General features: G+C 62.5%; 12 protein-coding genes. 10 read left to right on the plus strand and 2 right to left on the minus strand.

From position 1 onward, the window contains the following. Positions 1–74 precede the first annotated feature (74 nt). Both alaS and ELS24_RS09860 read left to right on the plus strand, forming a co-directional pair. Positions 75–2,699, plus strand: a complete 2,625-nt coding sequence (alaS, locus tag ELS24_RS09855; RefSeq protein ID WP_127183974.1) for an alanine--tRNA ligase — start codon at positions 75–77, stop codon at positions 2,697–2,699. Further along, on the plus strand, positions 2,699–2,968 hold the full coding sequence (locus ELS24_RS09860; RefSeq protein ID WP_050446273.1) for a sulfurtransferase TusA family protein: 270 nt from the start codon (positions 2,699–2,701) through the stop codon (positions 2,966–2,968). The genes alaS and ELS24_RS09860 overlap by 1 nt, the downstream gene beginning before the upstream one ends. Positions 2,969–3,074: 106 nt before the next feature. Here the strand turns inward: ELS24_RS09860 and ELS24_RS09865 are convergent, their stop codons facing one another. Further along, the gene (locus tag ELS24_RS09865) at positions 3,075–3,656 is read right to left on the minus strand and encodes a hypothetical protein (protein ID WP_050446274.1); all 582 of its coding nucleotides are present in this window, start codon (positions 3,654–3,656) and stop codon (positions 3,075–3,077) included. A gap of 429 nt (positions 3,657–4,085) precedes the next feature. On the opposite strand from ELS24_RS09865, the gene rpsP reads away from it, so the two are divergent. The 8 genes from rpsP (at position 4,086) to ELS24_RS09905 (ending at position 10,376) form a co-directional block, all read left to right on the plus strand. Beyond that, complete coding sequence (rpsP, locus tag ELS24_RS09870; protein ID WP_006218566.1) at positions 4,086–4,346, plus strand: 30S ribosomal protein S16; 261 nt, start codon at positions 4,086–4,088, stop codon at positions 4,344–4,346. Positions 4,347–4,430: 84 nt separating this feature from the next. Continuing rightward, complete coding sequence (rimM, locus tag ELS24_RS09875) at positions 4,431–5,048, plus strand: ribosome maturation factor RimM (protein WP_050446275.1); 618 nt, start codon at positions 4,431–4,433, stop codon at positions 5,046–5,048. Next, positions 5,048–5,911, plus strand: a complete 864-nt coding sequence (gene trmD, locus ELS24_RS09880) for a tRNA (guanosine(37)-N1)-methyltransferase TrmD (protein WP_050446276.1) — start codon at positions 5,048–5,050, stop codon at positions 5,909–5,911. The genes rimM and trmD overlap by 1 nt, the downstream gene beginning before the upstream one ends. Positions 5,912–6,017: 106 nt before the next feature. Next, positions 6,018–6,722 (plus strand): helix-turn-helix domain-containing protein, encoded by a 705-nt coding sequence (locus ELS24_RS09885; protein WP_050446277.1) that lies wholly within the window; start codon positions 6,018–6,020, stop codon positions 6,720–6,722. Between the two features lie 99 nt (positions 6,723–6,821). Continuing rightward, entirely contained in the window at positions 6,822–7,577 is a 756-nt protein-coding gene (locus ELS24_RS09890) for an ABC transporter substrate-binding protein (RefSeq protein WP_050446278.1), read from the plus strand. Between the two features lie 118 nt (positions 7,578–7,695). Continuing rightward, a complete protein-coding gene (locus ELS24_RS09895; RefSeq protein ID WP_050446279.1) occupies positions 7,696–8,349 on the plus strand; it encodes an amino acid ABC transporter permease in 654 nt (217 codons plus the stop codon). Continuing rightward, positions 8,346–9,077, plus strand: coding sequence for an amino acid ABC transporter ATP-binding protein (locus tag ELS24_RS09900; protein ID WP_050446280.1), 732 nt, complete (start codon positions 8,346–8,348; stop codon positions 9,075–9,077). The genes ELS24_RS09895 and ELS24_RS09900 overlap by 4 nt, the downstream gene beginning before the upstream one ends. 9 nt (positions 9,078–9,086) lie before the next feature. Further along, positions 9,087–10,376 (plus strand): NAD(P)/FAD-dependent oxidoreductase, encoded by a 1,290-nt coding sequence (locus tag ELS24_RS09905; protein WP_127183975.1) that lies wholly within the window; start codon positions 9,087–9,089, stop codon positions 10,374–10,376. 89 nt (positions 10,377–10,465) lie between these two features. On the opposite strand, the gene ELS24_RS09910 is transcribed toward ELS24_RS09905, so the two are convergent. Further along, a complete protein-coding gene (locus ELS24_RS09910; protein ID WP_127183976.1) occupies positions 10,466–13,360 on the minus strand; it encodes a valine--tRNA ligase in 2,895 nt (964 codons plus the stop codon). Positions 13,361–13,381 lie beyond the last annotated feature (21 nt).

Consider the following 13,381-nt stretch of genomic DNA (forward strand, 5'->3'; position numbering starts at 1 on the left):
CATCAGGCACCTTTTCCGCGCTTTCGCGCTAAGCCTCTATAATCAAAGATTCGCCTAAATCTGCGTCATCCACGATGAAATCCTCCGAGATTCGCCGCCAGTTTCTGCAATTCTTCAAGTCGAAGGGGCACACCATTGTTCCGTCGTCCTCGCTCGTTCCCGGCAACGACCCGACCCTGCTTTTCACGAATTCGGGCATGGTCCAGTTCAAGGACGTGTTCACGGGCAAGGAATCGCGGTCGTACACGCGCGCCACGTCATCGCAGCGCAGCGTGCGCGCGGGTGGCAAGCACAACGACCTGGAGAACGTGGGCTATACCGCCCGCCACCATACGTTCTTCGAAATGCTGGGCAACTTCAGCTTTGGCGACTACTTCAAGCGTGACGCCATCCAGTACGCCTGGGAACTGCTGACGCAGGTCTACAAGCTGCCGGCCGAGAAGCTCTGGGTCACCGTGTACCAGGAAGACGACGAAGCCTACGACATCTGGGCCAAGGAAGTGGGCGTGCCCACCGAGCGCATCATCCGTATCGGCGACAACAAAGGCGCGCGCTACGCTTCCGACAACTTCTGGCAAATGGCCGACACCGGCCCCTGCGGCCCGTGCTCGGAAATCTTCTTCGATCACGGCCCCGAGATCTGGGGCGGCCCACCGGGATCGCCCGAAGAAGATGGCGACCGCTTCATCGAGATCTGGAACCTGGTCTTCATGCAGTTCGAGCGCGACGCCGAAGGCAACATGCCGCGTCTGCCGCGCCCCTGTGTCGATACCGGCATGGGGCTGGAACGCATCGCCGCGGTCTTGCAGGGCGTGCATTCCAATTACGAAATCGATCTGTTCCAGAAGCTGATCCATGCCGCCGCCCGTGAAACTGGCGTCAAGGACCTGGAAAACAATTCGCTCAAGGTCATTGCGGACCACATCCGCGCCTGCTCGTTCCTGATTGTCGACGGCGTCATCCCCAGCAATGAAGGCCGCGGCTACGTGCTGCGTCGCATCGTGCGCCGCGCCTTGCGCCATGGCTACAAGCTGGGCCAGACCAAGCCGTTCTTCCATCGCCTGGTGCCGGATCTGGTTGCCGAAATGGGCGAGGCCTACCCGGAACTGGCATCCATGGCCGACCGTGTTGCTCAGGTGCTCAAGCAGGAAGAAGAGCGTTTCGGTGAAACGCTTGAACACGGCATGCGCATCCTGGACACGGCCTTGGCCAATGTGCCCAAGGGCGGCGTGCTGGACGGCACGACGCTGTTCACGCTGTATGACACCTACGGTTTCCCCGTGGACCTCACCGCCGACATCTGCCGCGAACGCGAAGTGGAAGTCGATATGGCGGGCTTCGAGGTGTCGATGGAGCGGCAGCGCGATCAAGCCCGCGCCGCCGGCAAGTTCAAGATGGCCGAAGGCTTGAGCTACGAAGGCGCCGATACGCGCTTCGAAGGCTACGAAAAGCTGGAGCTCGACAACGTCAAGGTCACGGCCTTGTACGTGGACGGCACGCAGGTTCAGGAAGTGAAAGCCGGCCAGAACGCCGTCGTCGTGCTGGACGCCACCCCGTTCTACGCAGAGTCGGGCGGTCAGGTCGGCGACACCGGTCTGCTGGAAGCGGATGGCGTGCGATTCGCCGTCGCCGACACCCTCAAGATCCAGGGCGGTGTTTTTGGTCACCATGGCGTGCTGGAATCGGGCTCGCTGTCGGTCGGCACCACGCTGCTGGCGCGTGTGGATGCGGTGCGCCGCGCGCGTACGGTTCGCAACCACTCGGCTACCCACCTGATGCACAAGGCATTGCGCCAAGTCTTGGGCGCGCATGTGCAGCAGCGCGGTTCGCTGGTCGATGCCGACAAGACCCGTTTCGACTTCGCTCAGGATTCACCGCTGACCGCCGAGCAGATTGCGCGCGTCGAGGCGATCGTCAACGCTGAAGTGCTGGCCAATCAGCCCACCGTGGCCCAGGTCATGGCTTACGACGACGCCGTCAAGGGCGGCGCCATGGCGCTGTTTGGCGAAAAATACGGCGACACGGTGCGGGTGCTGGACATCGGCTTTTCGCGCGAACTCTGCGGCGGTACGCACGTCAGCCGCACGGGTGACATTGGCCTGTTCAAGATCGTGTCCGAAGGCGGCGTTGCCGCGGGCGTGCGCCGTATTGAAGCCATCACCGGCGACAACGCGCTGGCCTGGGTGCAGAACCAGAACGCCTTGCTGACCCAGATTGCCGGCATGCTGCGCAGCACGCCGGCCGATGTGCCGGCGCGTATCGCGCAGGCGCAAGACCAGATCAAGGCGCTTGAAAAAGAGCTGGAACAGTCCCGCAACAAGCTGGCCGCCAGCGCCGGCAACGACCTGGCCACCAGCGCCGCGGTGGACGTCAAGGGCATCAAGGTCCTGGCCGCCAGCATTGGCGACGTGGATCCCAAGGCGCTGCGCGGTATGGTCGACAACCTGAAAGACCGCCTGAAACCGGCCGTCGTGTTGCTGGCCACCGGTTCGGCGGACGGCAAGATCAGCGTGGTGGGCGGCGTTACCGCCGACCTGACCGATCGCATCAAGGCGGGTGATCTGGTGGGTTTTGTCGCCAGCCAGGTGGGCGGCAAGGGCGGTGGCCGCCCCGACATGGCCATGGGCGGCGGTACGGACCTGGCTGCCTTGCCGGCAGCCATCGCGGGCGTGCAGAAGTGGGTTGACGAGCGTCTCTGATGAGCGAGGTGCAAACCGGGGGCGATGCTGGCACACAGGCGCCGGCCTTCCAACAGGAAGTCGATGCCAGTGGCCTGACGTGCCCGCTGCCGATCTTGCGCGCCAAGAAGGCCCTGGCGCAGATGGCAAGCGGCGAGGTGTTGCGCGTCGTCACCACCGACCGCAACGCCATTCGCGACTTTCAAGCCTTTGCCCGCCAGACCGGCAATGCACTCGTCGCGCAGGAAGAGGCTGAAGGCCGCGGCGTGCATTATCTGCGCCGACGCTGATGTCTTTTGCCGGGTAGCGCCCGCCGTCAGTGGGCGCGTTATCCGGTACGCATCCGCAAAAGGCCCGCTTATATCAAGCGGGCCTTTTTTTGCCCAAGCAGCGGGCTTACTTGTGAATGGCGGCGACCACTGCCTGGGTGATCGTGAAATCCACCAGATCCCCTTCCTTGAGCTGTTGCAAGCGTGCTTGCAAGGCGGGGTCCTTGACCTGGATCGTGCGCATACCGCCCTGCGGCCCCTTCAAGGTGACCAGGTTGGCGCTCTTGTTGATGTGCCAGATTTCGGCGGTGATGGTGGTTTGGCGGCCCATTGCGCCGCCCGGCTTGGCGCCCGGGGCGCTGCGCGTCGCCGCCGTTTCGGTCTTGACCTCTGGGGCGCCCGAGCCCGCGGGGCGTACATCCACGCCGACGGATTCGTAGTAATCCAAGGTCAGCATGTCGCCGGGCTTGATCTGCTGGAAATTGCGGACGTCGGGGCCAGCGACGACCTCGACCGTATTGCCGTTGGCGCCTTGCAAGGTGATGGCGCGCGTGGTCGGGTCCACGGCGGTGACCTTGCCTGTGGCGGTGGTCATTGCCGCGCCGACGATGCGGGCGGAGGCCGCAGTGGGCAGCGCCAGCGCACCCAGTAACAGGCCCGTCAAGGCCAGGCGTGCAACGGGTTTGAAGACGGATGTCGGGTTCTTCATGGTGTGGCACCCTCCAAGAGAGGAAGTGTTGGGGAAAAAACACGAACGAACAGGCGTAGCAATGCCGGGGGATGAAATCCGTCGTCAGGGTGAAGGCTGAAAAACAGGGGGGATGCCGTGCCGAAGAGGCACAGCGAAAGGGCGACAAGCGTGGGGTCTGGCGTAGGACGACATAAATCCGATCTCTCCAACCGGGCTATTTCTTCAAACGCACTAAAGACGAATCGCAGGAAAATGCGGGTGAAAGCGTCGGCAGGCGGCTACACTTTGGCCTGCGGCGGGCTTCGGCCCGTTTTGTAGAATACCCGCATGCGGTGTTTTACGATACAAATTGCGCCGCCCCGAACTGATTCAGCACCTGCATTTGCCAGCCGGCTTGTTTAAGTGCTAGAATTTCCCGTTTTTCACAACTAATTCAAGGGATTACCTATGGTGGTGATTCGCCTGGCCCGCGGTGGGTCCAAGAAGCGTCCGTTTTACAACCTGGTGGCCACCGATTCGCGTAACCGTCGCGACGGCCGCTTCATCGAGCGCGTGGGTTTCTACAACCCCGTCGCTAGCGAAGGCACGGAAAACCTGCGCATTGCGCTGGATCGTGTGCAGTACTGGACTGGCAATGGCGCCCAACTGTCGCCCGCCGTCGAACGTCTGGTCAAGGACTACTCGGCCAAGGTTTCCGCCGCGGCTTAATTGCCTGCGTCGTAGCCAAGCCGTTAGTTCAGCTGTAAAAAGCTACCATTCTTAGCTGTTTCATAACTATCAAGAGCGCGATACATGTCTGATGCCGCAACCTCTAACGCGGCGCCTACGGATTTGATCGAGCTGGGCCGCATCACTGCAGCCTACGGTGTGAAAGGCTGGGTTAAGGTGCAGCCTCATTCGGCCAATGCCGAAGTGCTGCTCTCAGCATCTCAATGGTGGTTGACTCGCCCTGTGCCTGAATTGGCGCGGGGCGCTGTCGCGTCTGCGCCTGTCGCAATCAAGGTGTTGCAAGCTCGCTCCCAAGGCGCCACGGTGGTGGCTCAATTGGCGGGTATTGCCGACCGCGATCAGGCTGAAGCCTTGCGGGGCTACTCCGTACAGGCCCCGCGCGGTTCTTTTCCCGCGCCGGAAGAAGACGAATACTACTGGGTCGACCTCATCGGCTGCGCGCTGTATACCAGCGCCAACGGTGATCCCGCGCTGATTGGCGTGGTGGACGAAGTCCTTGATAACGGCGCTCATGCCGTCTTGAAGGTCTTGTGCCAGAAAGTTGGAGCCGAAGGGCCCGAACCCATTCTGAACGCCAAGGGCCGACCCGCCGAAATGCTTGTTCCGTTCGTACGCGCGCACATCCACGCCGTCGATCTGGCTGCTCGCCGCATTGACAGCGACTGGCCGGCGGATCTTTGATGCGATTCGACGTCATTACGCTCTTTCCCGAAATGTTCGGGGTGGTGCGCGATCTGGGTGTCACCGGCCGGGCTCATACCCAGGGCCGGTGGTCTCTGCATGCGTGGAATCCCCGCGATTTCACGCAGGACGTCCATCGCACGGTAGACGATCGCCCTTATGGCGGTGGTCCGGGAATGGTGATGATGGCCGCACCGCTCGAGGCGGCCGTCAATGCCGCCCAGCAAGCGCGTGCCGCGCAAGGCCTGGGGCCTGCCCCCGTGGCATTGCTGGCGCCGGTGGGTCAGCGTTATGACCAGGCTGGCGCTGAATCCCTGGCAGCGGGCGACGGAATCATTCTGATCTGTGGCCGCTACGAAGGCGTGGACCAACGGTTCATTGAACGTTGCGTCACGCATGAAATTTCGCTGGGCGACTTTGTGTTGTCCGGCGGGGAAATCGCCGCGCTTGCGGTGATAGACGCCGCGGTGCGCCTCCTGCCCGGCGTGCTGAACGACGGCGACTCAGCCTTGCAGGACTCGTTCAACGACACCTTGTCCGGTTTGCTGGACAGCCCACACTACACGCGCCCCGAAGTCTATGAAGGCGAGTCCGTGCCTGCGCCGCTCTTGAGCGGCCACCATGCCAATATCGCCCGCTGGCGGCGTGAACGTTCGCTGGCCCTGACGGCGGCGCGCCGCCCCGAGCTGATTGAATCCGCTCGGGTCAAGGGGTGGCTGAACAAGGCGGATGAGCGCTATCTGGCTGAATTGGCCGGCACTTACGACCCCGCTTCCGACGCGCCCAAGCGCCGTCGCAAGCCTGCGTCAAAATCCCCCGCGCAATCCCCCGCGCAATCCCCCAAGACGCCCGACGCGTCCTGATCCTTTCCGTTCTTCAAACTTTTCATGACCGCTAGGGATGTTCCTAGGTTGTGAGTGTTTCGCATGCTCCTTAGTATTGAAAATTACATATAAATGAAATTTTCATATGAGCAGATCCGACTCGGCCACCCCACGGTCAGCCCATTCCGTCCTTGAGCATCGCGCCTCGCTGTCGCCGGCAAGGGCGGCTTCGGTGGCGGGCCGGCCGGAATCCGCCGTGGACATGTGGCTGGGCCAGCAACTGCGGCAGTTGCGCAAGCAGCAAGGTCGATCGCTTGCCGACGTGGCGCGGGCCTGCGGAATGTCCCTTGGACTGCTCAGCCAGATCGAGCGCGGGCTGAGTTCCGCTTCGGTCAAGGTGCTGCACCTGCTGGCGCGCGAATTCCAGGTATCGGTGAATTCGCTGCTGCGCAATGCCGAACATACTCAGGGCGAAGACGGTGGCCGCGTCGCGCGCGCAGGCACCCATCGCTTCATTGATCTCAGCGAAAAAGGCATCAGCAAAGAGATGTACACGCCGCCCGCCTGCAGCAGCATGGATCTGTGCCGCGCCACCATTGAACCAGGCGGTTCCACTGGCAACGAGCTTTTTGTGACGGGGCAGGGCGAGCAGATCGGTGTGGTGCTCAAGGGTTCGCTTGAATTATGGGTGGGCGACCGCGTGATGCTGCTGAATGAAGGCGACAGTTTTTGCTATGCCAGCAGCACTCCGCGGCGCTGGCGCAATCCCGGGTCGCAGACGACCGAGGTCATCTGGGCCATTTCCAACATCACTCAACCCGCGGGGGACGACACGCAACAAGCGCCGTAAGCGCGCAGCATCCACATCGGCGCGATGACTCTGGGGATTGTCGCGCCACCGGACACGCCACGCGTTGCCCGGACTTCTTTGCCACGATGAGGAAATGTCATGAAATTCAAGACTTTGGTTGTCTCTGTATTTGCAGCATTGTCCATGGCCGCGGGCGCGCAAGCCCAAACGGTGTTGAAAGTGGGGTCCACACCCACCGGTAGTCCCTTCACTTTTCTGAACACCAAGACCAATAGCATCGAAGGCGTGATGGTCGACATCGTCAAGGCCGTTGGTAAAGAGGCGGGCTTTGAGGTGCAGATCGAGCCCATGGCGTTTTCCGCATTGATCGGATCGCTGACCTCAAAGCGTATCGACATCGTGTCAGCTGCGATGTTCATCACCCCTCAACGCCAGCAGATTGTGAGCTTTTCCGAGCCCGTCTACCGCTACGGAGAGGGCTTGATGGTGTTGAAGAGCGACAACAAGGAATACAAGTCGTTCGCCGACATGAAAGGCATGACGGTCGGTGTGCAGGTGGGCACGGCTTTTGTCGAACCCGTTCAGAAGAGCGGCGTGTTCAAGGAAGTGAAGCTGTATGACAACCCGCCCGACATGATGCGCGACGCCAATGCCGGCCGCATCCAGGGTGGTTTCATGGACTACCCGATTGCCGCGTACATCCTGACGCAGGGTAACCATCCCAACCTGAAGATGGCGCAGTCTTACCAGCCGACCGTGATGGGTAGCCTGGGGCTGGCCACGCGCAAGGAAGACACGGCGCTGCTGGACCGCATCAATAAAGCGCTGGCCAAGCTCAAGGCGGACGGCACCATCGATGCCATCCTGAAGAAGTGGGGCCTGTCCGGCTCGTGATGCTGGGCTGATCACAAGCAAGCGTTTTTGCAACGGCCAGGCCGGCGCGTCTCCGCGCGTCGGCGGGCGGGACGCCTCCTGCGTGCCCGCGGGCGGTCTAGTCGGGGTGGGGTAGTTCATGACGGAATTCTTCAACGACGCGGCAGAGTACATGCCGATATTGCTGGAAGGCGCCAAGCTGACGATCCTGGTCACGCTGGGCTCGCTTGTGCTGTCAACGTTGCTGGGCTTGGTGTGGGCGCTGATGCGCGTCTCGGGAAATAAATTCCTGTCCAAGTTCAGTGCCGGTGTGATCAATCTGCTGCGCGGTATCCCTATCATCGTGCTGCTGTTCTATATCTATTTTGTGATGCCCGACATGGGGGTGTCTCTGACCGCGGTGCAGGCCGCCATCATCGGCCTGGGCGTGGCGTACTCCGCCTATCAGGCCGAGAATTTCCGCGCCGGCATCCAGGCGATTGACCGTGGCCAGATCGAAGCCGCGATGGCCATGGGCATGAGCTGGAGCATGACGATGCGGCGCGTGGTCTTGCCGCAGGCCGTCAAGATCGTGTTGCCGCCTTACGGCAACATCATGATCATGATGCTCAAGGACTCGTCGCAGGCGTCCACAATCACAGTGGCCGAGCTGGCCCTGCAAGGCAAGCTGATTGCGGTGTCTACCTTCAAGAACGCCACCGTGTTCTCTTTGGTGGCGCTGATGTACCTGGTGATGTGCGTGCCCTTGATCTTGCTGGTGCGCCACCTGGAAAAACGGAGCACCACCAAATGATCGAACTTCGCGGAGTCCGCAAGAGCTTCGGCTCGCTGGAGGTGTTGAAAGGGATTGATGCCGACGTCAGCAAAGGCGAGGTGGTCTGCGTGATCGGTCCTTCCGGTTCGGGAAAATCCACGATCCTGCGCTGCATCAATGGGCTTGAACGCTACAACGCCGGGCACATCACCGTGGACGGAGAGTTGGTCGATGCCGACGCGCCGTCCATCGTGTCCATCCGCACGCAAGTGGCCATGGTGTTTCAGCGCTTCAATTTGTTCCCGCATCGCACGGCGCTGGAAAACGTCATTGAAGGGCCGATCTTCGTGAAGAAAGAGCCGCGTGCGCAAGTGCTTGAGCGTGGCCGCGAACTGCTGGCCAGTGTGGGTTTGGCGGACAAGGCCGATGCGCATCCGAACCAGTTGTCCGGCGGTCAGCAGCAGCGTGTGGCCATCGCGCGGGCGCTGGCCATGCAGCCCAAGGCCATCTTGTTCGACGAACCCACTTCCGCGCTGGATCCCGAGTTGGTTGGCGATGTGCTGGGCGTCATGCGCAAGCTGGCCGAAGCGGGCATGACGATGGTTGTCGTGACGCATGAAATGAGTTTCGCGCGCGAGGTTGCCGACCGCGTCATGTTCTTTGACGGCGGGGTCATGGTCGAGCAGGGCGCCGCCCGCGAATTGCTGAATCATCCGCAGCATCCCCGGACGCAGGACTTCCTGCACCGCGTGCTGCATCCCATGTAAGGAACCGTCATGCAGCAAGCGCCGTTTCCCCTTTCCCCGTCCCTGTGGGCAGCGACCGCGGCGCCACCGCCGGCGACCGAGCCGCTGGGCGCGTCAAAGCAGGCCGACGTGTTGGTCATCGGTGGCGGTTATGCCGGTTTGAGCACCGCCCTGCACCTGGCCGAACGGGGCGTGAAGACCGTCGTGCTGGAGGCGCGCGAGATCGGTTTTGGTGGCTCGGGCCGCAATGGCGGTCAGGTGATTCCCGGGCTGAAATACGATCCGGACGACTTGGTCGCCATGTTCGGCCCTGATAAGGGCGAACGGCTATTGCGCTTTGCCGGCAGCACGGCAGATTCGGTGTTCAACCTGATCGACCGCCACGCCATGGACGTGCCGCACATGCGCAAAGGCTGGATCCAGGGCGCGCATACCGCCGAAGCCTTGCGCATTGCGCACGGGCGCGCGGCGCAATGGGCGCGCCACGGTGTGGACGCGCAGCCACTGGATGGCGATCAGGTTGCGCGCTTACTGGGCACGGACCGCTATCTGGGGGGCTGGGTCGACAATCGCGCGGGGGCTGTGCAGCCACTGAGCTACGTGCGCGGCCTGGCGCGCGCCGCCTTGAACGCGGGTGCCCTGATCCACACGGAAACGCCGGTCACTGGCCTGAAGCGTGATGGCGGCAAGTGGATGGCGTCCACCGCACGCGGCGCAAGCGTGACGGCGGATCGCGTTGTGATGTGCACGAACGCTTATGGCGGCGACCTGTTGCCAGGGCTCAAGACGTCCATCATTGACGCCAACACCTTTCAGGTTGCCACGGCGCCGCTACCGGAATCGGTGCGCGCGGGCATCTTTCCCGAAGGCCACGTCACATCGGACACGCGCAATCTGCTGCTGTACTTCCGGCTGGACCATCAGGGCCGCCTGTTGATGGGCGGACGCGGGCCGTTTCGCGAACCCAAGGGGCCGCAAGATTGGGCGCACCTGGAACGCGTGATGCTCAAGATGTTCCCGCAGGTGGCCGGCACGCCGTTCGAATATCGCTGGTGCGGCCGCGTCGCCATTACGCGCGACTACCTGCCACATTTGCACGAGCCGCAGCCGGGCTTGCTGGTGGACATTGGTTGCCAGGGGCGCGGCGTGGGGCTGCAGACGAGCATGGGGCGCGCCATGGCGGAATATGTGGCCACGGGTGATGCCGCCGCGTTACCGGTGCCCTTGTCGCCGGTGGTGCCGTTTCCGCTTTACGGCTTGCGCCGGCTGTATGTGAATGCGGTTGTCACGTGGTATCGCATGACGGACGGCGGCGTGTAGGCGTCAGGCCGTTAACGTCGGTCAGATAAAAAAACACCCCGGAGCATGAGCGTTCCGGGGTGTTTGGCTTCTGCACGTTCCGCAGCGGCTTATTCGCCCAGCTTGGCGCGCTGTTCGCGCACTTTTTGCAGGGTTTCGCCAAACTGCGCCATGCGCGCCTTCTCCTGTTCAACAACCGCCGCCGGGGCGCGCTCGACAAAGCTGGCGTTCGACAGCTTGCCGTTGGCCTTGGCGATTTCGCCCTCCAGGCGCGCGATTTCCTTGTCCAGGCGGATGCGTTCGGCGGCCACGTCGATCTCAACGTGCAGCATCAGGCGGCTGGCGCCCACCACTTGAACCGGCGCGCCGGCATCCGGCAAGACGTCCAGCACATCGACCTGGCTCAGCTTGGCCAGCGCGGCCAGGTAGGGCGCGTTGCGCTTGAGCGTGGGGGCGTCGCCCTGGGCGCACAACGGCACCTTCTGGGCGGGCGACAGATTCATTTCGCCGCGTAGTGCGCGCACGGCTTCAACCTGCGCCTTCAGTTCGGCTACGTCCGCTTCGGCGGCGGCATCCACAGCGGCCGGATTGGCCTGCGGATACGGCTGCACGCTGACGCTGTCGGCCACGCCTTCCTTGCGCTTGCCCGCCACCACCGACACCTTCTGCCACAGCTCTTCGGTGATGAACGGAATGATGGGGTGGGCCAGGCGCAGCACGCATTCCAGCACGCGGATCAGCGTGCGGCGCGTACCCAGTTGCTGGGCCGGCGTGCCGGTCTGGATCTGCACCTTGGCCAGTTCCAGATACCAATCGCAGTATTCGTCCCAGACGTAGCGGTACAGGGCGTTGGCGATGTTGTCGAAGCGGTAGTCGGCAAAGCCGCGCGCCACGTCGGCTTCCAGCGTTTGCATCTGGCTGATGATCCAGCGGTCTACGAACGAGGTTTCGCCCGCGTCCGAACCGGTCAGGTCATGGCCTTCGGTGTTCATCAGCACGAAGCGCGTGGCGTTCCACAGCTTGTTGCAGAAGTTGCGGTAGCCCTCGCAGCGCTTCAGGTCGAAGTTGATGTTGCGGCCCAGGGTGGCGTAGGCCGCCATCGTGAAGCGCAGTGCATCGGTGCCGAACGCCGGGATGCCATCGGGGTACTGGCGGCGCGTGACCTTTTCGATGTTGCCGGCTTGCTTGGGGTTCATCAGGCCGTAGGTGCGCTTGGCGACCAGGCCGTCCAGGTCGATACCGTCGATCAGGTCGACCGGGTCCAGCGTGTTGCCCTTGGACTTGCTCATCTTCTGGCCGTCGGCATCGCGGATCAGGCCGTGCACGTAGACGTGCTTGAACGGGATCTGGCCGGTCATGTGCGTGGTCAGCATGACCATGCGCGCGACCCAGAAGAAGATGATGTCAAAGCCCGTCACCAGCACGCTGGAGGGCAGATAGCGTTGCAGGTCCGGCGTGTTGTCAGGCCAGCCCAGCGTGGTGAAGGGCACGAGACCCGACGAGAACCAGGTGTCCAGCACGTCCGGATCCCGCGTGAGATCGCCCGTGACGCCGGCTGCGCGGGCTTGCTCGATGGCGCCCGCTTCGTCATGTGCCACGAAAACCTGGCCGTCTTCCGAATACCAGGCCGGGATTTGATGGCCCCACCACAGTTGGCGCGAAATGCACCAGTCCTGGATGTTGTTCAGCCACTGGTTGTAGATGGTGGTCCAGTTGTCGGGGTAGAACTTGATACGGCCATCGGCCACCACTTCCAGCGCCACTTCGGTGATGCTCTTGCCCGGGTTCAGTGTGCCTTCCGGCGCGGGCTTGCTCATGGCCACGAACCATTGGTCGGTCAGCATGGGTTCCAGGACGACGCCGGTGCGGTCGCCCTTGGGCTGCATCATCTTGTGCGATTCGACCTTGACCAGATAGCCTTCGGCGTCCAGTTGGGCAACGACCGCCTTGCGGGCTTCGTAGCGTTCCAGACCCTGGAACTGCTTGGGGCCGTTCTCGTTGATGTGCGCGTCCAGCGTGAAGATCACGATCAGGGGCAGATCGTGGCGCATCGCGCAGGCGTAGTCGTTGAAATCGTGCGCACCGGTGATCTTGACGCAGCCCGTGCCGAATTCAGGGTCGACGAAGTCGTCGGCGATGATCGGGATGTTGCGGTCGCACAGCGGCAGTTCGACTTCCTTGCCAACCAGATGCTGATAGCGCGGGTCTTCGGGGTGCACGCACAGTGCACCGTCGGCCAGCATTGTTTCCGGGCGGGTCGTGGCGATGGTCATGCCACGCAAGGTGACGGTCTGGCCGTCTTTGTCGACGATGGTCTGCGGGCCGTCCACGAAGGGATAGAGGATGTGCCACATATGGCCCTCGGTCTCTTCGGACTGCACTTCCAGGTCGGACACGGCGGTCAGCAGCTTCGGGTCCCAGTTGACCAGGCGCTTGCCGCGGTAGATCAGGCCCTGTTTATGCAGGCGCACGAAAGTCTCGACCACGCCGCGCGACATGCGCTCGTCCATGGTGAAGTATTCGCGCGGCCAGTCGGCCGACGCGCCCAGGCGACGCACCTGCTCGGTGATGGCGTTGCCCGACTTTTCCTTCCATTCCCAGACCTTTTCCACGAATTTTTCGCGGCCGAGGTCATGACGGGAAACCTTCTGGGCGTCCAGCTGTCTTTCAACAACGATCTGGGTCGCGATGCCGGCGTGGTCGGTGCCCGGGATGAATACGGTGTCGTCGCCCGACATGCGGCGGTAGCGAACCAGGCCGTCCATGATGGTCTGGTTGAAGGCGTGGCCCATGTGCAGGGTGCCCGTCACGTTGGGCGGCGGGAATTGAATAACGTAGGGCTGGTTTTCTGTCCCTGTTTTTACGTGCTGGCCCGCCGTGAAGTATCCGCGCTTGTCCCATTCGGCATACCAGCGCGATTCCAATTCGGAGGGTTCGAAGCTCTTGGAGAGTTCCGGGGTGTCGCTCGCGGGATTCGCGGCGTTCGGGGGAGCAGCTTGAGTCATTACAGGGTTCCGGCAGACAGG

Source organism: Achromobacter spanius (genome assembly GCF_003994415.1).
Lineage (GTDB): Bacteria > Pseudomonadota > Gammaproteobacteria > Burkholderiales > Burkholderiaceae_B > Achromobacter > Achromobacter spanius_C.

Coding starts and splice junctions, on each gene's coding strand:
- alaS (WP_127183974.1), top strand. CDS start 75: ATGAAATCCTCCGAGATTCGCCGCCAGTTTCTGCAATTCTTCAAGTCG.
- ELS24_RS09860 (WP_050446273.1), top strand. CDS start 2,699: ATGAGCGAGGTGCAAACCGGGGGCGATGCTGGCACACAGGCGCCGGCC.
- rimM (WP_050446275.1), top strand. CDS start 4,431: ATGTCTGATGCCGCAACCTCTAACGCGGCGCCTACGGATTTGATCGAG.
- ELS24_RS09910 (WP_127183976.1), bottom strand. CDS start 13,360: ATGACTCAAGCTGCTCCCCCGAACGCCGCGAATCCCGCGAGCGACACC.
- trmD (WP_050446276.1), top strand. CDS start 5,048: ATGCGATTCGACGTCATTACGCTCTTTCCCGAAATGTTCGGGGTGGTG.
- ELS24_RS09905 (WP_127183975.1), top strand. CDS start 9,087: ATGCAGCAAGCGCCGTTTCCCCTTTCCCCGTCCCTGTGGGCAGCGACC.
- ELS24_RS09885 (WP_050446277.1), top strand. CDS start 6,018: ATGAGCAGATCCGACTCGGCCACCCCACGGTCAGCCCATTCCGTCCTT.
- ELS24_RS09865 (WP_050446274.1), bottom strand. CDS start 3,656: ATGAAGAACCCGACATCCGTCTTCAAACCCGTTGCACGCCTGGCCTTG.
- ELS24_RS09895 (WP_050446279.1), top strand. CDS start 7,696: ATGACGGAATTCTTCAACGACGCGGCAGAGTACATGCCGATATTGCTG.
- rpsP (WP_006218566.1), top strand. CDS start 4,086: ATGGTGGTGATTCGCCTGGCCCGCGGTGGGTCCAAGAAGCGTCCGTTT.
- ELS24_RS09890 (WP_050446278.1), top strand. CDS start 6,822: ATGAAATTCAAGACTTTGGTTGTCTCTGTATTTGCAGCATTGTCCATG.
- ELS24_RS09900 (WP_050446280.1), top strand. CDS start 8,346: ATGATCGAACTTCGCGGAGTCCGCAAGAGCTTCGGCTCGCTGGAGGTG.